17 protein-coding genes are annotated in these 18967 nt (G+C 57.7%); 6 read left to right on the forward strand and 11 right to left on the reverse strand.

Features of this window, described 5'->3' with window-relative positions; all coding sequences use genetic code 11:
• Nucleotides 1-36: 36 nt before the first annotated feature.
• The 6 genes from FNT36_RS12755 to mazG form a co-directional block, all read right to left on the reverse strand.
• Nucleotides 37-888: an energy transducer TonB gene (locus FNT36_RS12755; protein ID WP_144848170.1), complete on the reverse strand. Its 852-nt coding sequence runs from the start codon at nt 886-888 to the stop codon at nt 37-39.
• 317 nt (nt 889-1205) lie between these two features.
• Entirely contained in the window at nt 1206-2057 is an 852-nt protein-coding gene (locus tag FNT36_RS12760) for an energy transducer TonB (RefSeq protein ID WP_233635879.1), read from the reverse strand.
• Nucleotides 2054-2542 (reverse strand): ExbD/TolR family protein, encoded by a 489-nt coding sequence (locus FNT36_RS12765; RefSeq protein WP_233635880.1) that lies wholly within the window; start codon nt 2540-2542, stop codon nt 2054-2056. The genes FNT36_RS12760 and FNT36_RS12765 overlap by 4 nt, the downstream gene beginning before the upstream one ends.
• Before the next feature lie 75 nt (nt 2543-2617).
• Complete coding sequence (locus FNT36_RS12770) at nt 2618-3250, reverse strand: ExbD/TolR family protein (protein ID WP_144848174.1); 633 nt, start codon at nt 3248-3250, stop codon at nt 2618-2620.
• A 196-nt stretch (nt 3251-3446) separates the two neighbouring features.
• Nucleotides 3447-4334: a MotA/TolQ/ExbB proton channel family protein gene (locus FNT36_RS12775; RefSeq protein WP_144848176.1), complete on the reverse strand. Its 888-nt coding sequence runs from the start codon at nt 4332-4334 to the stop codon at nt 3447-3449.
• Between the two features lie 287 nt (nt 4335-4621).
• Entirely contained in the window at nt 4622-5461 is an 840-nt protein-coding gene (mazG, locus tag FNT36_RS12780) for a nucleoside triphosphate pyrophosphohydrolase (protein WP_144848178.1), read from the reverse strand.
• Between the two features lie 125 nt (nt 5462-5586).
• Here mazG and glmM point away from each other — a divergent pair, with 125 nt between their 5' ends.
• The 6 genes from glmM (at nt 5587) to FNT36_RS12810 (ending at nt 12441) form a co-directional block, all read left to right on the forward strand.
• The gene (gene glmM / locus FNT36_RS12785; RefSeq protein ID WP_144848180.1) at nt 5587-6981 is read left to right on the forward strand and encodes a phosphoglucosamine mutase; all 1395 of its coding nucleotides are present in this window, start codon (nt 5587-5589) and stop codon (nt 6979-6981) included.
• Nucleotides 6982-7068: 87 nt separating this feature from the next.
• Nucleotides 7069-8211, forward strand: a complete 1143-nt coding sequence (locus FNT36_RS12790) for a cysteine desulfurase family protein (protein ID WP_144848182.1) — start codon at nt 7069-7071, stop codon at nt 8209-8211.
• Between the two features lie 83 nt (nt 8212-8294).
• The gene (locus FNT36_RS12795) at nt 8295-8960 is read left to right on the forward strand and encodes a hypothetical protein (RefSeq protein WP_144848184.1); all 666 of its coding nucleotides are present in this window, start codon (nt 8295-8297) and stop codon (nt 8958-8960) included.
• 217 nt (nt 8961-9177) lie between these two features.
• Nucleotides 9178-10212: a hypothetical protein gene (locus FNT36_RS12800; protein ID WP_144848186.1), complete on the forward strand. Its 1035-nt coding sequence runs from the start codon at nt 9178-9180 to the stop codon at nt 10210-10212.
• Between the two features lie 51 nt (nt 10213-10263).
• Nucleotides 10264-11286: a hypothetical protein gene (locus FNT36_RS12805; protein ID WP_144848188.1), complete on the forward strand. Its 1023-nt coding sequence runs from the start codon at nt 10264-10266 to the stop codon at nt 11284-11286.
• 114 nt (nt 11287-11400) lie between these two features.
• Nucleotides 11401-12441, forward strand: a complete 1041-nt coding sequence (locus tag FNT36_RS12810; protein ID WP_144848190.1) for a ComEA family DNA-binding protein — start codon at nt 11401-11403, stop codon at nt 12439-12441.
• A gap of 4 nt (nt 12442-12445) precedes the next feature.
• On the opposite strand, the gene FNT36_RS12815 is transcribed toward FNT36_RS12810, so the two are convergent.
• The 5 genes from FNT36_RS12815 to FNT36_RS12835 all read right to left on the reverse strand — a co-directional run bounded on the left by FNT36_RS12815 (nt 12446) and on the right by FNT36_RS12835 (nt 18908).
• Nucleotides 12446-13492, reverse strand: coding sequence for an alpha/beta hydrolase (locus FNT36_RS12815; RefSeq protein WP_233635881.1), 1047 nt, complete (start codon nt 13490-13492; stop codon nt 12446-12448).
• Nucleotides 13493-13521: 29 nt separating this feature from the next.
• Nucleotides 13522-14832, reverse strand: coding sequence for a glycoside hydrolase family 5 protein (locus FNT36_RS12820; RefSeq protein WP_233635882.1), 1311 nt, complete (start codon nt 14830-14832; stop codon nt 13522-13524).
• Nucleotides 14833-14955: 123 nt separating this feature from the next.
• A complete protein-coding gene (locus FNT36_RS12825; protein WP_144848197.1) occupies nt 14956-15663 on the reverse strand; it encodes a GDSL-type esterase/lipase family protein in 708 nt (235 codons plus the stop codon).
• A gap of 137 nt (nt 15664-15800) precedes the next feature.
• Nucleotides 15801-17249, reverse strand: a complete 1449-nt coding sequence (locus FNT36_RS12830; protein WP_144848200.1) for a glycoside hydrolase family 30 protein — start codon at nt 17247-17249, stop codon at nt 15801-15803.
• Between the two features lie 168 nt (nt 17250-17417).
• The gene (locus tag FNT36_RS12835; RefSeq protein ID WP_144848202.1) at nt 17418-18908 is read right to left on the reverse strand and encodes a glycoside hydrolase family 30 protein; all 1491 of its coding nucleotides are present in this window, start codon (nt 18906-18908) and stop codon (nt 17418-17420) included.
• Nucleotides 18909-18967: the final 59 nt, after the last annotated feature.

Consider the following 18967-nt stretch of genomic DNA (forward strand, 5'->3'; position numbering starts at 1 on the left):
TGAGCCAGCTTTTAATCCAATTACGCAGTGGCTCTTCTATTGAATATGAAACGTGATGGGCAGCGTAAAGCGCACGGGTACAGCGTGGTGCGATTGCTGGCCAGGCGTCCAGGCGGGCATCTGGCGCACTACGCGCTGCGCCTCTTCATCGAGTCCGTACCCTAGGCCCTTGGGCACGCTGATGTCGGCGATGGTACCGTCAGCTTGGACTACAAAACTGACGTACACGCGGCCCTCGGCCTGCGCCCGCAGGGCTTCGCTGGGGTAGCGCAGATGGCTACGGAGGTAGCGCATCAGGGCTTCGGTGCCCCCCGCAAACTCAGGCATCTTCTCAACTACTATGTAAGGACCCGTCACGGCTGGGGCCGTGGCCGAGCCAGTTTCGGTAGCAGGCCCAGTTTCGGCAGTGCCAGTGCCACCCGGCACGCCCGCGTTGCTGGCGTCGGTGGTACTCAACTCGGAAGATGCTAAATCAGAGGGTATGGTCACCGGCTCCGTTTCCTCGGGCTTGGTAGGCACTAACTCATCTTTGACAACTTTGGTAGGAATAGTGGCCGTAGCATGAGGCGTAGCAGTAGCTACGTGCGGCTGGCTAGGTGCAGCTGGTGGCGCAACAGGCTTGGGTTGCTCCGCCACGTAGGTAGGAGGCTCTATGGGCGTGAGCGGCGTAGCTTTCATTTCGGCTTTAGCAGTAGCCTTAGGGTGTAGTTGTTGCCATGCAATGCTAGTCAGTAATAGCAAGATGCACAGCCCAAAAACTGTGGCTAGCGCCTTACGCACATGGCTATTGTATGACTGGCGTAGCTGGTAGGCGCCATACGCCTGGTTGCGGCCCTCAAAAACAATCGTATCGAGTGAAGGCGAAAGAAAACTAGTGAGCAAAGACATGAACAGTAAGCGAATGAGGTGAATAAAGCGCTAGCGGCCACTAAGCTTTTATCTGATGCTCATCTAACTGCTTTTCCACACGGCTTACTACAGTTTGCCTAGGTAAATCCCAAGGGGACTGAGTTTCGGACCTAGAGTAATCCTACCAAACACACATAATTGGGTTGATATGGCTCTGGGTTAGCGAGAAATTTTTCTTTTTCTATTTTCTAAAACAACTAATTATATGTGCCGCCTAGGTTGCTAGCAAACTCATAAAACGAAACAAGCCCTCCGTGCATAGCACAGAGGGCTTGTAAGTGTACTGCTTGCGCAGGCTATTGAATCTTCAGCGAAATTGGCACGGTGAACGATACTTTCACAGCCCGACCATTTTGCTTGCCCGGAATAAACTTGGGCAACGTTTTGATGGCGCGGATAGTTTCAGCATCAATCGTACCACTGAGGCCTTTTACTACTGATACGTCGGTGAGGCCACCATTTTCGTCTACCGTAAACTTAGCGAATACCCGGCCTTCTACTTGGTTGCGCAAGTCAACTGCAGGGTAACGGAATGCTTTTTGGATAGCATTTACGATAGCTTGTTGGCCACCACCACCTGGCAGTTCGGGCATTTGCTCTACGTAGGTGTAGACTTTGTCTTCTACTACCTCCGCCACAGGGGCGGCAGCTTTGCCTTCACCGCTCAAGCCGCTCAAGTCCGGAGCCTCATCAAGACCGCCTTTTACAGTCTTGGTACCGATGTTTTGTTCTTTGATTTCTTTAACATCGGGTACATCGTCCTCCTGGCGTACTTCCTTATCCTTGGCTACCACGGGTGGGGTAAACTTAATTGCGTTTACCTTGGGCGGGTCGGGCGGCGGGGGTGGGGGGGGGGTGCTTGCCGGCGGCGGCGGTGGGGGCGGCGGCTGGGTGTTATCCAGCGGCGGAGCCTCCATTAGTTCATTCGTCTTGAGGTTGAGCTCTTCCTTCGGCTTGCGCTCTTCTAGGAATTTAGCTACGGCAGGAATTATTACCAGTAGGCCCAAAAAGAAAGCCCCAATGATAAGTGCCCGCGTGACGTGCCGACCGTAGATGCGACGTAGGTGATAAGCCCCGTAAGCCTTGTTGCGCCCCTCAAATACGATGTCGTTTAAGCTGGCATTAGCCAGCTGAGCGTTATCCATCATAACAGTTTCTGCTTTTTGATGAGGTCTAAGTCTTCTTTACCCATTTCCACCAGCGCATAGCGCTTTTGGTCGGTGATGTTCATCTCATCCAGAATGTCCACTAGGTCCTTATACTTAGCGTGCTGGTCGCCATCCTCGTAGGTTTTGATGAGGATAGTGAGCTTCGGCACTTGCTGCTTGCGAATAAGGAGCACCTTGCGGATACCGTTGGCGGAGAAGTCGGTTACTTCGATTTTAGGTACTGCCACCGAAGGGTCGTTAGGCGAGTTCAGGCCGAAGTAATAGAAAACCTTGTCGTCGGGGGCCAGAATAACCGTCATGGCTTCCGACTCTTTGATTTTCGTTTTTTCTAAATCGTCTTTCACTTTCGCCGGCATCTGCAATTGCAGCACGTTAGGCTTGGCAAAAGTGGTGGTGAGCATGAAGAAGGTCAGCAATAGGAAGGCAAGGTCCACCATAGGCGTCATGTCGATTTTAGTCGACATTTTTTTCGCCCGTTTCTTGCCTCCCTTACCGGAGTCGCCGCCTTTTTGTTGGATTTCTGCCATTGGGTCAGCGGGTTATTGAGCAGCTGCAGTGGGTTTTCCCTCTAGGCTGGTCACTAGGTTAAAACGATTGATTTTAGCCTTCTGCAACTCGCTAATAATCTTTTGTACCGTCTGTACGTCGGCCGCGCCGTCGCCCTTGATAGATACAAAGCTTTGCTTACTAAAGAGGTTGAGGTTGGCTTGGCGAGCGCCCTGCACCCAGTCAATCAACTGGTTGTTGAGCGAGTCATATGGGATACCGGGCAGACGCGGGTTTAATTCTTTGCGCTCCTCGGTGCTCATGCTCAGGTACGAACCCAACTGCTTAATCGGCACCCCGATGCTGTTGATGTTACGAAACTGAGCCAACTGCTGCTTGGTAAAGCTTACGTTGTATTTGATACCCATCGACTTCAGTGCTTCCTCTTTTACAGACGCTTTGTCGAAGCCAAAAAATACGCGCTTCTTATCGTCAATAGTCAGGGTCAGCACATCGCTGTCGGGGTTGCGGAGGTCCGAAGTCGAGGACGGGGGGTCCACAATTACGGCATCCTCAGGACGAAACTGCGTGGTCAACATAAAGAATGTAACCAGCAGAAAGGCCAGGTCTACCATCGGCGTCATGTCGAGCGATGGTGAGGTGCGGTGCGGTTTTACTTTAGGCATTGCCAGAAGATGTTAAAGGTGGCGGGCCAGGCATAAGAACTAAAAGGCTGCGGGATGAAACCATCAGCGGGCCGCCGGGGGCGGGAGCCGCTCAGTGGTACTGATGCCGCTACTCCACAAATTCCACACGCTTGGCTAAAAAAAAGTTGGGGTAACGGCAGGCGAACGCCGCTACCCCGCTTTTTGTGCCTTTGACCTACGACTCCTGCCCTTTAGAGCCGTGCTGAGCGGCGAAGGTTTGGATGATGCTGAAGCCAGCTTCATCGATGCTGTAAGTCAACTCGTCAATTTTGCTCGTGAAGTAGTTGTAGCCAATGATGGCCAGGGCCGAGGTACCGATACCTAGGGCCGTGTTGATAAGAGCTTCCGAGATACCCGAAGCCAGGGCAGTAGCGTCAGGGTTACCAGCCTGTGCCAGAGCGGCGAAGGCCTTAATCATGCCGAATACCGTGCCGAGCAGACCGGTCAGGGTAGCTACCGAAGCAATGGTCGAGATGATAACCAGGTTCTTTTCGAGCATCGGCAGTTCCAGCGCGGTGCTTTCTTCAATTTCTTTCTGGATGGCCAGCACACGCTGGTCGGTGTTCATGGTGTGCTCAGCACCCATTTCTTGGTATTTTTTCAGGCCAGCACGAACAACGTTAGCAACCGAACCTTTCTGCTGGTCGCAGAGGGCGATGGCGCCGCTGATGTCGTTGCTGTTCAGCTTCTGGCGTACCGAGCGTACAAACGACTCGATGCTTTTGCTGCCTTTTGCTTTCGAGATGGTCAGTGCCCGCTCAACAGCGAAAATGATAACGCACAAGAACATGGTTATCAGGAAGGGTACGATAACCCCGCCTTTGTACATAGTAGCCAGGTAGTCGCCGGGCAGGGGGTCGTTGGTGTTCACGCCACCTTTGAAGCGGCTGCCAGCGCCCATTACGAAGTTGAAAATCAACTCGGCAAGAACGAAGGCAACGATGATAGCGATAACCGAGAACAGCGAGGCACCGCCGCTGCTAGGAGCGGGGGCAGCAGCCTTGGAAGCGGCGGCCGAAGTGGCAGGCCGTGCGCTCGGGTTTACAGCATTTTTCTGTTCCATGTGTCCGGGAGGTGTAGGAGGTGGGGGTTGGTTTGAGGGGGATAAAAATGAGGCGAAGAAATAACTTGACTTCTAGGTCTGGGTAATTAGTACCTAGTGGGTCAAAGCAACTTTCGGGGCCGAATCTACGCCTAAGCCACGAAAATCATTGCTTAGTCAACTTTTTTTTTGAGGATGACGCGCTGTATCGGCGGGCAAAATAGTCAAAAGCAGGCTTGATTTTAGCGCCTTAGGCCAGCTATGCTTTTCATGAAGACGCCAACGGGGAGTAATGACAGAAAGTTTAGCTAGGATAGTGAGGACACACTTTTCTTGGCTTCTTCCCAATACTCATCCATCTGAGCCAGTGTTAAAGAAGCCAGCGGCTTGCCTGCACGAGCGGCAGCAGCTTCCAAATATTGAAAGCGGCCGATAAACTTACGGTTGGTACGCTCCAAAGCTTCTTCGGGGTTGATGCCGGCGAAGCGGGCAAAGTTGACTAGCGAAAATAATAAGTCACCAAACTCCTGGGTGGCGCGGGTGGCCTGAGCCTCATCGGCCGGGGGCTGGCCGTGGCCGTACTCGGCTCCAAACTCGGCTAGTTCTTCCTGCACTTTCAGCCACACCTGAGACGGGTCTTCCCAGTCGAAGCCCGCGCCGCGGGCTTTTTCTTGAATGCGCATGGCTTTCACTAGGGCCGGTAGGGAGGTGGGTACGCCACCTAGGACGCCGCCAGTGTTGCCTTTTTCCTTCAGTTTGAGCTGCTCCCAGTTGCGCTTCACAGCGTCTTCGTCGTCGGCCTGCACGTCACCGTAGATGTGGGGGTGGCGGTAGATAAGCTTGTCGCACTGTGCGTTAAGCGCATCAGCAATGTCGAAGGCTCCTTGCTCGGCCGCGATACGGGCGTAGAAGACGAGGTGCAGCATCACATCACCAAGCTCCTTTTTGAGGTCAGGCAGGTCTTGGCGCAAGATGGCATCGCTTATCTCGTAGGTTTCCTCGATGGTGAGGTGGCGCAGGCTCTCTAGGGTCTGTTTTTTGTCCCAGGGGCATTCGAGGCGTAGGCGGTCGAGCACGTCGAGCAGGCGGCCAAATGCGGCTAGCTGCTCGGGCCGGCGGCCGGGGGATAGAAGAGGATTTTCGGTCATAAGCTAACGTAAAAATAACCTGCTGGCTACGGGGTGCGCAGGCCGCCGCCAAGCAGAGCACTAGCCCAGGCTGGCGTGTGAAAGAACGAGGGCGGAACTACTTTTGTAGGCTAAAGAAACGAACCGTGACGCTCATAAAATCTATTTCCGGTATCCGCGGCACCATTGGCGGGCCGGCCGGGCAAGGACTAACGCCGCTCGACGTGGTGAAATACGCTGCCGCCTACGGTACCTGGGTAATCAACCAGAAGTCGGCCAGCAAGCTGATTGTGATTGGCCGCGACGCACGCTTGTCGGGCGAGATGGTGAGCCGGCTGGTATCGGCCACGTTGCAAGGCCTCGGCCTGGATGTGCTGGACCTAGGGCTTTCGACCACGCCTACGGTGGAGCTAGTAGTGCCCGCGCGCCAAGCGGCGGGCGGCATCATTCTCACGGCTTCGCACAATCCCAAGCAGTGGAATGCGCTCAAACTGCTGAACGCGCAGGGCGAGTTTATTTCGGACAGCGACGGGCAGCAAGTGCTGGCATTGGCCGATAGCGAGGGCTTCGACTTTGCGCCGGTAACGAAGCTAGGCAGCTATACCACCGACGACACGACGCTGACGGCCCACATCGACGCCATCCTGGCCTTGCCGCTGGTGGATGTGGACGCCATTCGGGCCAAGAATTTTCGTGTGGTGGTCGATGCCGTTAATTCGACGGGTGGCCTAGCCGTGCCGCAGCTGCTGGCGGCCCTAGGGGTCGAAACGGTGGAAAAGTTGCATTGCGAGCCTACCGGCGACTTTGCTCACAACCCCGAGCCACTGCCCGAAAACCTGCGTGACATTGCCAAGGTGCTCGAAAAAGGTGGCTTTGACCTCGGCATCGTGGTGGACCCCGACGTAGACCGCCTAGCGCTGGTGAGCGAAAACGGCGAGATGTTTGGCGAAGAGTACACGCTGGTGGCCGTAGCCGACTACGTGCTGAAGGAAAATGGCGGCGGCAACACCGTGAGCAATCTCAGCAGCACCCGTGCCCTGCGCGACGTGACCGAAAAGCACGGCGGTACCTACACTGCCGCCGCCGTAGGCGAGGTGAATGTGGTGACCAAAATGAAGGAAACCAACGCCATCATCGGTGGTGAAGGCAATGGGGGCATCATCTTGCCCGAGCTGCACTATGGCCGCGATGCGCTAGTAGGCATCGCACTGTTTTTGACGCACCTAGCCAAGACGGGCCTCGCTATGAGCCGTTTGCGCAATTCGTATCCGAGTTACTTTATCTCTAAAAACAAAATCGAGCTCACGCCTGATATCGACACCGACCAGGTGCTGGTGCAGATGCAGCAGCGCTACGCCAAGCAGCCGGTAAATACGATTGATGGCGTGAAAATCGAGTTTGGGAAGGAGTGGGTGCACCTGCGCAAGTCGAACACCGAGCCTATTATCCGCATCTACGCCGAGTCGGATTCGAACGCGACGGCTGACCATTTGGCTCAGAAGATTATCGCCGATATCAAAGAAATTATTTCGTCTAAATAGTGCTTAATACTTGGGGCTCAGTGCCTAGCTATTTGGTGTTAAGCCAGTAGCTAGGCACTGAGCCCCACGCACTAAGTCTCAACAACCATGTACGCTTACTTCGACAACGCCGCTACCACTCCCCTTGACCCTACCGTGCTAGAAGCCATGTTACCCTACCTAGGGCAGCACTATGGCAACCCTAGCTCGCTGCACGGGCCGGGGCGACAGGTGCGGTCGGCCATCGAGCAAGCGCGCAAAATGGTGGCCCAGTTGATAAACGCCGCCCCGAGCGAAATAACCTTTACCTCGGGCGGCACGGAAGCTGACAACTACGCCATTTTTGGGAGCGTGTGCACCCTCGGGCTGCGCCACGCCATCACGTCGCCTCTGGAGCACCACGCCGTGCTGCACCCCTTGCAGGCATTGGCTAAGAAAGGCGAAACCGAGCTGAGCTACCTGCGCCACGACGAGTTAGGTCGCCTCGACCTAGAGCACCTGGAGGAACTGCTGGCCACCAAGCCACGCAGCTTTGTGAGCCTCATGCACGGCAACAATGAAATCGGTAACCTGAACGACATCAAGGCTATCGGGGAGATTTGTGCGCGCCACGACGCCATCTTCCACACCGATACGGTGCAGACGATGGGGCACTACTCACACGATGTGCAGCAGTTGCAAAACCATTTTTTGGTAGGCTCGGCTCATAAGTTTCACGGGCCCAAGGGTGTTGGATTTCTGTACCGGCGCGGGGGTGTGGAGGTGGCGCCACTCATCCACGGCGGCTCGCAAGAGCGCAACGTGCGCTCGGGCACCGAGAATGTGTACGGCATCGTGGGCTTGGCCACGGCCCTAGAAATAGCCTGCCGCGATATGGCTGCCCACCGGCAGCATGTGCAAGGTTTGAAAAATCGCTTCATCGAGCAGTTGCAGGCCGGCATCGACGGGGTGCAATTTAACGGCCTGTCAGCCGAGGCTGACCAGAGCCTATACACGGTGCTGAGCGTGAGCTTGCCCCCGTCGGCAATCAGCGAGATGCTGCTATTCAGCCTCGATATCAGTAAGGTAGCAGCGTCGGGCGGCTCAGCCTGCACTAGCGGGGCGCAGCTCGGCTCGCACGTGCTAGAGGCCCTAGGGGCAGACCCCAACCGGCCCACTGTGCGCTTGTCGATGAGCAAGATGAATACCGAAGCTGAAGTAGACTACGCCGTGGCGCAGCTCGTGAAGCTGTATCAGCCCGTACTGAAATAAAGCGGGGCCCTAGGTCGGCAAGGAAGACAGAACCCGCATTGCGCGCTAGTATTGCGGCACCTAACCCTTAGCCCGTGCCCGCCATGCCTGATTCTGACAACCTCGGCCACAAAATCCTGAGCTTTTTCATCAAGGAGGAAAGCCTGTCGGGTAAGCCGGCTCCGGCCAGCCCGGCGCCCGCGGGCAGCAGTGCGGCTCCGACTAGTGCGGCCCCAGCGCCCACCGGCACCGTCGATGCCAAGTTTGCGGAGCACTTCGCGGGCGTGCTAGCTAAGAACAACTTGCCGGGCCCCGACTACTTTGAATTCAGGGAAACGCTGCGTAGTCTGGCCAGCCTCGGGCTAAGCGAAGACCAGCAGTACCAAGCTGCTTGGGCTAGTTTTAAGGCCCTAGGTGGTGCACCTGACGTGGCTCGCCTCACGAGCACGGCCAATCAATACCTCGCCATCTTGGGTAAGGACCGGGAGGCCTTTGGCCAGAGCGTGGAGGCGGCCATTGCCGAGCGTGTGGGTGGCTTGCAGCGTGAGCAGCAGCAGCTTCAGGCCGACTCGGAGGCATTGACTCGGCAACTGGCCGAGATACAGCAGAAGCTGGCGGCCAACGCGACGCGGCTAGCAGCCATCGGTGGCGAGGTGGCCGAGCAAAGCGGCCGCCTCAACCAAAACCGCCATAATTATGAGGCCACCTACGGCCATTTCACCAGTCAGATTCGCGCTGACCTCGCCAAAATCGCCCAATATTTGAAATAGGCAGTATAGCTTTAGCTCGGTAAGTGTAATGCTCTTGTATGGGTGTCGATATACGAAGCGATTGTCATTGCGAGCGTAGCGAAGCAATCGCACCTGAAAGGAACCTAAGCGGCGCTACTAAAGCTGCTAAATAAGTGCGATTGCTTCGCTACGCTCGCAATGACAGACATTTTCAGAATGCTAACGAGTTGCTTTATTCCTAACTCCTTCTCTCCTCATGGCTACTCCCGATTTTTCGCAGCTGGGCGGTACCGCTGACGCTGAAAAACGCTCGTTTTGGTCGCGGCCCGAAGGCATTTTGGGGCTGGTGGTGCTGGCTGGCCTGGCCGGCACCGGGCTCTTCTACTTCAATGAGATTGTCAAATTTCTGATTGAGGTGGCCAGCAACACCCTGCACCTAGCCTTTCTACTGGGGGCGTTGGGCGTGCTGGTGTTCTTGGTCACGAGCCGAGATATTCGCACTGGGCTCTTCTTTTTATTCAAAACCCTGATGCGCAAGCTTACGGGCGTTGTTATTCAGCTCGACCCGATTGCGATTCTCAAAATCTACATCAGCGACCTTAAAAATAAGCGCCAGAAAATGCAGGGCCAGATAGATACCTTGGCCGGCCAACTGGTGAAGCTGAATAAGAAAATAGCCGATAACAACGTCGAAATCAAGCAGAAATTTGCCGAGGCTAACAAGGCTAGCACCATGCTCGACCGGCCTGGTATGAAGGAAACTGCCTCGCTAGCCACTATCGAAGGGGCTGGCTTGCAGGAGATGAATGAGAAGCTGCTGCCATTGCAGCGCAATATCAAGACGGTGCTGGCTTTCATGGAAAAGGTCAACCAGAGTGCCGACTACATCATCAAAGAGACCGAGATAAAAGTGCGCCTGAAAGAAGCCGAATACAAGATTGTGAAGGAAAGCTCCAGCGCCCTACGCACGGCAGTGAGCATCTTTAAGGGCGACCCCGACAAGAAGTTTTACTTCGACGAGTCGATGGAGTACATCCAAGACGACATGAGCCAGAAGCTGGGCGAAATGAAGCGCGCCATGGACTTGTCAATGGACTTCATCAACTCGGTGGATGTGCAAAACGGCATCTTATCTGATAAGGGTGAAGCCATGCTGGAAGCCTACAACAAGGGCGAATTCAAGCTAGTGCAGCTCGAAGGGCGCGCCGACAGCCTAACGCCCGCCCCGCGCCCCAGTGGCTACGACCCCGCGCCGGCCAAAGACGCCGGCTACCGCAGCCTGCTCGAATAATAGTGGCCGCTATACACCTTACTACTACCTGACACCTTCTACTCTAGACTCATGCAAAACCTCACCGTCGCTGGCCGCCTCCTGATTACGGCCATCGTGCTGCTTGGTATTTATTTCGGCATCCGCTACTTCGTGGGCGACCGGATGCCGGCCCCCGCTACGGCCACTACGACCACAGCTCCATCTGGCACAAGCAGCGCCGCCAGTGGCGAAGCCGTAGCGCCTGCTAATACCACGCCGCCTGCTGCCACCAGCACCAGCGAGCGGGTACCCTTCACCTACACGGCGCCCGAGCCCACGGGTGGGCGGCTTCGCGGCGTGGTGGAGCTTGGGGCCAGCGGCTTCAATTCCTTCGTAGTGCGCACCGATGCCCAGCACAACTGGAAGCTCGAAAAAGCAGAGTTTGGCAATAGCCTAGTGCTGGAAAACATGGCCACCGACGACGACGTGCGCTCAGGCCTGAAATCATACATCGGCAAAATGCTTGACAACGGGGTAGCAGGTCGCGATATTCACTTTGTGGTAAGCTCGGGCGCGCTGAAAGCACCGGGCACGCAGAAGATTATCAAGCAGCTGGCCAAGCTTAAGTACGTGGTAAATACCGTGACGCCCGAGAAAGAGGGCGTCCTAGGTCTGCGTTCGGTGCTGCCCCCGGCCTACGCTAACAAAGCCTTCGTAGTGGATATCGGCTCGGGCAATACCAAGATTTCGTGGCTGGCCGACGGCGCTCCCAAGTCGGTAGAAACCTATGGCGCCAAGTACTTTGGGCAAAACATCGACGATGCCACTGTGGCGGCCGATGTAAAAGCTAAGGCTGAACAAGTACCCGCCGGCCTGCGCCAAACCTGCTTCATCATCGGCGGTGTGCCATTTGAGATGGCCAAAAAAGTGCGCCAGGGTAAGGAGCGCTACACCGTACTCGACGCCGCTAGCGCCTACCAGCTCGACAACGCCAAAGGCAAAGCGGGCCTGAATATCTACCGCTCGGTAGCCGAAGCCACTGGCTGCAAGCAGTTTGTATTTGACTGGGACGCCAACTTCACCATTGGCTATTTGCTCACGCTGCCGCAGTAGCTGCACTTAAGTAAGGACCTAGGGAAATAGCAGTAGCTAGTGCCTAGCGGGGAGCTTATATTTCCTCGTTTTTTGGCGTTGTCACTAAAAGGCGCGCCGGTTTTGCCTGCTGCTATGCCCGTTACGCCTGCGCCGCCATCCCCTCGTCAGCCTAGGAGGCCGGCTATTGTTGCCCGCTGGTTGCGGCGTCATTTTGGCTTTTCGCGGGTCGAAACGCGGGGCTTCGTTGTGCTGCTCTTGCTGATGCTGGCAGTGGCGGTGCTGCCCGTGCTGCTGCGCCCCGCTGACCCTACTTACTTGCCCGCCGCCGACCAGCAGCAGCTCGATACTTGGGCCGACGACCTATCGAAGCAGCTTGCCATATCTGACTCGGTAGAGCGGCAGCGCTACGCCGGGCGGCGCAGCTACGGTGCCGAAGAGCATAACAGCCGCTACCCAGCTGTGGCACAAGTTAAGCTGACGCCCTTCGACCCTAATGCCCTCACGGCTCTCGATTGGGAGGCACGCGGTGTGCCGCACTTCGTGGCGGGGCGCATTGTGAATTATGGGCAGAAAGCGGGCGGCTTTCGGGCCAAGGCGCAGGTGCAGCGCATCTATGGCCTGCCCGACTCGGTGTACCAGCGGCTGGCGCCGTTTATGCAGCTACCCGACGCACTGCCCGGCCGGCCCGACTACGCGGCGCGCGGCGCCAATGCGCCCTTTGCCAGCGCCGCGCCAAGCCGCTTTCCGCGCAAGCCCGCGCACTTGCAGCCCTTCGACCTTAACCTAGCCGATACTACGCAGCTCCAGCAAATCAAAGGCATTGGTCGCGGACGGGCTAAGTGGATAGTAATTCGCCGCAACGAGCTGGGCGGCTACGTGGATGAAGCCCAACTGGCCGACGTGTTCGTGCTGCGCGACGCACCCGACCTGGTAGACAGCTTGCGCAAGTACACGTTTGTGGCGCCCGGCTTCATGCCCCAAACGGTGAATATCAACTCTGGCACTTTCGATGAGCTGTGGCCGCACCCCTACGTAGGCAAGCCGCTGGCTCGCCTCATCGTGGCCTTTCGCAAGCAGCATGGGCCCTACAAAACGCCCGAAGACTTGCGCCAAATCAAGATTCTAAAAGAAGAAAGCTTCGCCAAGCTGCGACCCTATGTGCGCTGCGAGTAAGGTCCTAGGGTGCAAAATCTAGGTGTTTATTAAAGAAGGGTAGTACATGCTGGTACACGCGCCCGGTGCGGCCCATGATGCGGCTGCCATGTGTGCCTTCGTACTCCTTGGCTGTGTGCGGAATGCTGAAAGCGCTGAGCCACTGGTCGAACGTGCGGCAGGTAGGCGGGATGTGCAACACTTCATCTTGCGCGCCCCAGTCGAAGGCAAGGCCCCGCAGTTGCCGCAGGCTGGCTAGGTGCGTGGGGAGCAGGTAGGTAGGCGTGGCCGCTACCCAGCGCATTAGCGCAGCGTCGCGCCGGGTTAGGCTATCGGCTGTTAATGAACCGGGCAGGTCGGCGCCGAAGGGCTGAGACTTAGGATTGGGGGAGTAGGCGCGGGATACGGCCACCGTCGAGAGAGCACGGCGGTCTACCTGGGCTAGGCTGGTGGCCCGGAGCGCACTGGGCAGGCCGGGGCCGGGCAAATAGCTGGGGTGCGGCCCCACCAGGGCCGGGCTCAGCGCATAAGCAGCTGCCCAGGTGCCGGGATAGTTCAGGGCTAGCCGCAGAGTGCCGCCCCCGCCCATGGAGTGGCCGGCCAAGCCGCGGCTGCCCGGCCGCGCCAGGGTGCGGTAGTTTTTGTCAATGAACTGCACTAGCTCGCGGGCGGTGAAGTCGGCCCAGGGGCCGTTGGTGGCCGAGTTAGCGTACCAACTGCCGCCGTAGCGCGTTTGCTCGTTGGGCACCACCATGATGAAGGGCCTAATTTGCTTGTCAGCAATGGCTTGGTCGAGCAGTGCCTTCATCCCATCCTGGTTGAAAATTAGGCTATCACTCCAAGTAAAGCCGTGCAGATAATACACCACCGGGTAGCGCTGCTTGGGGTTGGCCTCGTAGCCTGGGGGCAAGTACACGCTCACGCGGCGGCGCGGGTTTTCGCCCCCTAGGTTGCCGCGCAGTAGCTTCGAGTCGAGGTACGTGACGGCGACACGCCCGGCAGGTGGGGCAGGGGTTTGCGCCGCCAGCCCGAAGGCGTTGAATAGGAACAGGAGAAGGGCTAGCTTCTTCATAAGCAGCATAATAAGCTTGGGCGCGCCGGTTACTTCTTGATTTCGGCCTTAAGCGCGTTGATGACGTCCGTATTCGGCACGCAGCTTTTAAACTTAATATTCTCCAGAATGGGACCTAAGTCGGACGCGCTCTTCACATCGACTAGGTAGGGCGGCTTGATGCGCAGCAGGGCGGCGATGGGTTTGTCGCTGAAGCGCTTATAAGTCCAGTGGCACCAGCCGATGCCTACGCTGGCGAGGTTGCGGGCGGCTTCGCCCATCCACTGCGAGGTGTTTTCGCCGGTTTCGCCTATCCACACCGGCACATTTTGGGCGGTGCGGAAGGCTTGTAGGTTGCCGATGGTACCGAGCTGGTTGGCGTCGGGGTTGGTGGCGCCTAGGTCGTTGCTTAGGGGGTACTTCTCTAAGTTGTAGCGGTGGGCATTATACACCAGGTTTTCTTGGTGCGTAAAGCTGCTTCTCAGCATCTCGTTGTAGTTGTTGCCAAAGCCGTTGCCTTCTAGTAGCAGCAGGTGCTGGTCGCCCTGGGCGCGCACTGTATTAATGAGCCGCTCAAACATGGTGTGGATGGCCGCGTTGCCGCCGGGCACGTTGTTGGGCTCGTTTACGAGGTCGTACATCGCGATGCGGCCGTCGTTCTTATAGCGTTTGGCCAGCGTGGCCCACAAGCCGTTCGTGATATCCTGGTAGATGGGCTCCTTCCAGAAATCGTTGGGCTGCAAGGCGTCGGCGATGTTAGTGTCGGTGCCCTGGGCACCGGGCGCGGCGTGCAGGTCGAGCACTACGTAGAGTTTATTAGCCGCGCACCACCCTAGGGTCTTGTCGATGAGTTTGATGGCTTCGAGCTGCTGCGGCTCCTTGAATAGCTCGCCCTTTTGCTGCCACTCCTTCAGCTTGGCTACGTAGTCGGCGTAGGGCACAGTGCCGCGGATGACGCCGTTGCGCACCTCCCGCTGAGCAGGCGTCAAAAACAGGTCGTAGTGCAGCGGTAGGCGAATGCAGTTAAAGCCTTGCTGCGCAATAAAATCAATATCGGTCTTCGTGATAAAGTTGTCGCGCCACTGCTGGTAAAACTTTTCCACGGCCGCGTCGCTTAGGCCGGCTTGGTAGAGCACCTTCTTCACCGAGCCCTGGGTGCCGCCGTAGCCGGGCTTCATCATGTAGCCTTCTTGCAACAGCCAGCCGCCTAGGTTCATGCCTTGCAGCAGGACTTCGTGCTTCTGGGCGTCCACTATTTTGGGACCGTCGGCGCGCAGTAGCGGCGCGCTCTGTGACTGGGCGTGGGCGGTAGCCGACCCTAGGGCCAAGGCAGTGACTAGCAGTGGAAAAAGACGAGTCATGGGAGGTAAAGAATTGTCATGCAGCGCGCAGCGCGGCATCTCGCGTGCTGACGTCTGTGAGCATTATTAGCTACTGCACCACGCGAGATGCTTCGCTACGCGCTGCATGACAGTTTATGCGGATTATTTGCGTTTGAGCGCTTGGGCTACGCCTTGCTGGAGCAACGGCCCCATGATGCGGTAGCCGGCCAGGGTGGGGTGCACGCCATCGCTGGCTAGGGCAGCAGACAGGCCCTGGCGCTCGTCGGCCATCGCGGTGTGGTAGTCGACGTAGGTGATGTGATGCTGGGCCGCGTAGGCTTTCAGTTGCTGGTTGAGGGCAATGACCTTGGGAGCAGGCTCGCGGCCGGGCCGCCACGGGAAGTTGTAAGCTGGCAGCACCGAGCATATAATTACCCGTACCCCGTGGGCCTGCGCCAGCTCGGCCATCGACGTAATGTTGTGGAACGTAGCCTCCGGGTTATAGGGGCCAGCGTTTTCGGCAATGTCATTGATGCCGCTCAGGATGGCTACCACCTTGGGCTGCAAGGCCAGCACATCGGGCCACAAGCGCAGCAGCATCTGCCCCGATACCTGCCCGCTAATGCCCCGGCCGATGTACTCGTAGGTTTTGCTGGCAAAGAACGCCGTGTCGGCCTTGGGCCAAGCGTCGGTGATGGAGTTGCCCATCAGCACCACCCGCGGCCGCTTGGCGGTGGGCGGGGGCAGCTGCTGGTTGGCCGGCGCGTAGCGCCCTAGGTTGGCCCAGTCGGTAGTTTGGGCCCAGCCGCCCAGGGGCATGAGCAGCGCGACAGCTACTGCGAGCGCATTAAGATTTTGTAAAAGAGACATGGGGATTGATTGAAGTGATGCCCGTGGCGGGCGACGCAAGCTACTACTGCCCGCTCATCGCTCGTAGGCCCGCCCCTATGCCGGAGGGGAAGGCGCACGGGGGCCAGGAGTGGGCTGTCGCACCTAGGTTGCAAAAATCAGTCAATCACATAAGTAGCGATGGAGTGCGCAGGGCTAGTGGTGCTGGCCGCCTGCCCTTTCACCCACAGCTGAAACTCCTGGGGCTTGTCGCCACTATTCATCACGACCACGGCCACTTTGCCATCGGGGTTCACAAACGATGTGGCTTGCAGCCAGTCGCGGTTGGTAGTGGTGGCTACGCGTTTGGCGCCGGGGCGAATAAATTTCGAGAAGTGCCCGATGTAGTAGTAAGCGTTGGTGTAAATGAGCTTGCCGGTGCGCGTGTCGGCGATGACGGGTGCGAAGCAGTAGTTGCCCACATGGTTGGGGCCGCCTTTTTCGTCGAGCAGCACGTTCCAGTCGGTCCAGCCTACAGTGCCGGCGTTGAAGTCATTTATCATCGAGTTGCCGTAGCGCTCGCCCAGCTTCCAGTCGTTCACTTGGTCAAACTTGAAGTTCTCGACGCAGCCTTCGGTGAAGATGAGGTTGGTATTAGGGTAGGTTTCGTGCACGCGGCGCTCATTGTCGAAAAGCGGCCCGCTGGTGGTCCAGGTTTCGTACCAGTGGTAGCCGATGCCCCATATATACTTGGCGGCCTCGGGGTCGTCGAGCACGGTGCTGGCGCGCTGGTACAGCAGGTCGCGGTTATGGTCCCAGGCGATGAGTTTTTTGTCACCTAGGCCGCCTTTTTGCAGCGTTGGCCCTAGGTATTCCTTGATGAAGTCGCGCTCCTCCTCGGCCGTGTACAAGCACGATTCCCACTTCTGGGTTGCCATTTCCTCATTTTGCACCGAGAGGCCCCAAATAGGAATACCCTGTTTCTGGTAGGCATCAATAAACTTAACATAGTGGTCGGCCCACGACTGCCGAAACTCGGGCAGCAGCTTGCCGCCGTGCAGCAAGTCGTGGTTGGTTTTCATGAACGCTGGCGGCGTCCAGGGGCTCACGAACATCGTGAGCTTGCCGCCCGCCGCCGCTATGGCCTGCTTGATGAACGGGATGCGATACTTCTCATCAGGCTTCACACTGAAGCTTTTGAGGCTCTTGTCGCCTTCCTTAATATAGGTATAGCTCGCGCTCGAAAAGTCGCAGCTGCCGATGTGGGTGCGTGCCAGCGTGTAGCCAATGCCCGCCGAAGGACTATAGTAGGCTTGCAAAAACTCCTGCTGTTGCGCCTTAGGCAGCTTGGCAAAGGTTTCGGCCGAAGCATCAGTAAGCGCCCCGCCTATACCTAGGAGCGTTTGGTACGAATGAGCCGGGTCTACAAACACGCATACCTGCGTCTCGACCGGCTGCGGGGCTGGCTGAAAGCTAAGCGCCGCGCCCGCCGCCAGGCGCTGGCTGGTGCCCTGCGCGGTAGTGAATACCTGGACTTTTTTGCCCGCGGCCGAGTAGGTGGATTGAGCGGCCGCGTGGCCTAGGCCCAGCGCCGAAAGCAGCGCTAGGGAAAGAAACTTGTAGGTCATAAAAGAAGCAGAAGGGTAATGATGCAAGCGGCGCGTCAGACGCCTTATCCCACCCCCAGCCCCTCCCCTCCGGGAGAGGGGAGCTAAACGCAAACAGTCGTTGAACAACGTCAGGCTCCCCTCTCCCAGAGGGGAGGCGCTGGGGGTGGGGTTACACGCTAGAGCGCTCTACCACACGTAGGTGGCCACGGCGCCGCCGTAGAGTGAGGCGCTAGCCAGCTTGCCTTTGTACTGAATATTGAAATTGCGGAGCGTCGAGCCAGTGTTTACTACCAAGAGCACGCGTTTGCCGGCGGGCGTTTTGTAGGCCACATTGGGCAGGCCATCGGGGGCGTTGGTACCCACGCGCACCGAGCCGGGCCGCACAAACTTGGCGGCGTGGCCGATAGTGTAGTAGGCTGAGTTGCGGGTTACGGTATTGCCGCTGATGGTGAGAGCACCTAGGCACTCCGAGCAGCCGCCCGGCGTGTGCGGGCTGTAGGTGGCATCGCTGGCGAGGTTCCACTCAAGCACGTTGCGGCTCCAGTTGCGAGGCGCAGCCACTACTAGGTTGTTAGCGTGCCAGGTGAGGTCGCCGGCAAAGTTGCCGGGTGCTTTTGTGTACTGCTCCGTAAAGTACACGTTCTTAGTGGGGTAGGCGTCGTGGATTTGGCTCAAGGCTTCCATCGACCCGGCGTAGAGGTGAAACGCCGAACCATCGAGGTAGGTGCTGGCGCCTGCATTGCTAAGCACGGTGCGCACAAAATCCAGGCCGTCGGCGTCGGGGTTGTGGTCGTAGGCAATAATCTTGGTGGTAAGGCCCGCGGCTTTGAAAGCCGGCCCTACATTATTCTTGATAAACGCCGCCTGCTCGGCGCCTGTCATCACCATGCTCGGGTTGTTGTAGGGGTTCAGCGGCTCGTTTTGCAGCGTTACGGCGTCGATGGTAATACCCTGCGCCTTCATGCCCTGGATGTACTTCACGAAGTACTGCGCGTAGGCGTCGTAGTACTCTGGCTTGAGCGAGCCACCCACGGGGCTGGGGTCGGGGTTGGTGGGTGAGGTCGGGCCGTTCTTCATCCAGGTGGGCGCCGTCCAAGGCGACCCTAGGATTTTGATGGCCGGGTTGATAGCCACAATTTCCTTGAGCACCGGAATGAAATACGCCTCGTCGGGCGCTAGGCTAAAGCTAGCCAGTGTAGGGTCGGGGCTGCTGGCATCGTCGTAGGTATACACTGAGGCGTTGAGGTCAGACGCCCCAATGCTCACTCGCAAGTAGCTCACCCCGATGTTGTTCTCATCCGTGGCAAATAGCTCTTTGAGCAGCGCCGCCCGATTGGCAGCCGTCATCTGGCTCAGCACGAAGGCGCTGCCCCCGGTGAGGGTGTAGCCAAAGCCATCCATGGTCTGAAAGGTCTGCGTCGTATCGACCGCGATGGTCGGGTTCGAGTTGGCCGTGGCCCCAAAGCTTAGGCCCGCGGGCTGGTTATAAAACAGCGCCGCCTTGTCGGGCGTGGTCAGCCACACGGCTATCTGCGCCGGCGCAGCCGGTGTGGGCGTCGGTGGGGTAGGGGTGGGCGTGGGTGTAGCCGGCGACTCGTCCTTCTTGCAGCCGCCGAATAGCAGGGTAGCAGCGAGTAAGAAGCTTGCCGAATAACGAAAACGGGTGGGAAAAGCCATGGAGAGGATTCGTAAAAGGTGGAATATCTGCGGCTGTAGCGCGGTTTAGTCCGCGAGTG

This window comes from Hymenobacter setariae (assembly GCF_007713685.1).
GTDB classification, from domain to species: Bacteria; Bacteroidota; Bacteroidia; order Cytophagales; family Hymenobacteraceae; genus Hymenobacter; species Hymenobacter setariae.

What these genes read in the sequence shown, in the direction of transcription:
- FNT36_RS12820 (WP_233635882.1), bottom strand. Translation starts at nt 14,832, where the DNA reads ATGACTCGTCTTTTTCCACTGCTAGTCACTGCCTTGGCCCTAGGGTCG.
- FNT36_RS12830 (WP_144848200.1), bottom strand. Translation starts at nt 17,249, where the DNA reads ATGACCTACAAGTTTCTTTCCCTAGCGCTGCTTTCGGCGCTGGGCCTA.
- FNT36_RS12795 (WP_144848184.1), top strand. Translation starts at nt 8,295, where the DNA reads ATGCCTGATTCTGACAACCTCGGCCACAAAATCCTGAGCTTTTTCATC.
- FNT36_RS12810 (WP_144848190.1), top strand. Translation starts at nt 11,401, where the DNA reads ATGCCCGTTACGCCTGCGCCGCCATCCCCTCGTCAGCCTAGGAGGCCG.
- FNT36_RS12835 (WP_144848202.1), bottom strand. Translation starts at nt 18,908, where the DNA reads ATGGCTTTTCCCACCCGTTTTCGTTATTCGGCAAGCTTCTTACTCGCT.
- FNT36_RS12825 (WP_144848197.1), bottom strand. Translation starts at nt 15,663, where the DNA reads ATGTCTCTTTTACAAAATCTTAATGCGCTCGCAGTAGCTGTCGCGCTG.
- FNT36_RS12755 (WP_144848170.1), bottom strand. Translation starts at nt 888, where the DNA reads ATGTCTTTGCTCACTAGTTTTCTTTCGCCTTCACTCGATACGATTGTT.
- FNT36_RS12765 (WP_233635880.1), bottom strand. Translation starts at nt 2,542, where the DNA reads ATGTCGACTAAAATCGACATGACGCCTATGGTGGACCTTGCCTTCCTA.
- FNT36_RS12790 (WP_144848182.1), top strand. Translation starts at nt 7,069, where the DNA reads ATGTACGCTTACTTCGACAACGCCGCTACCACTCCCCTTGACCCTACC.
- FNT36_RS12800 (WP_144848186.1), top strand. Translation starts at nt 9,178, where the DNA reads ATGGCTACTCCCGATTTTTCGCAGCTGGGCGGTACCGCTGACGCTGAA.
- FNT36_RS12775 (WP_144848176.1), bottom strand. Translation starts at nt 4,334, where the DNA reads ATGGAACAGAAAAATGCTGTAAACCCGAGCGCACGGCCTGCCACTTCG.
- FNT36_RS12760 (WP_233635879.1), bottom strand. Translation starts at nt 2,057, where the DNA reads ATGATGGATAACGCTCAGCTGGCTAATGCCAGCTTAAACGACATCGTA.
- FNT36_RS12770 (WP_144848174.1), bottom strand. Translation starts at nt 3,250, where the DNA reads ATGCCTAAAGTAAAACCGCACCGCACCTCACCATCGCTCGACATGACG.
- FNT36_RS12805 (WP_144848188.1), top strand. Translation starts at nt 10,264, where the DNA reads ATGCAAAACCTCACCGTCGCTGGCCGCCTCCTGATTACGGCCATCGTG.
- mazG (WP_144848178.1), bottom strand. Translation starts at nt 5,461, where the DNA reads ATGACCGAAAATCCTCTTCTATCCCCCGGCCGCCGGCCCGAGCAGCTA.
- FNT36_RS12815 (WP_233635881.1), bottom strand. Translation starts at nt 13,492, where the DNA reads ATGAAGAAGCTAGCCCTTCTCCTGTTCCTATTCAACGCCTTCGGGCTG.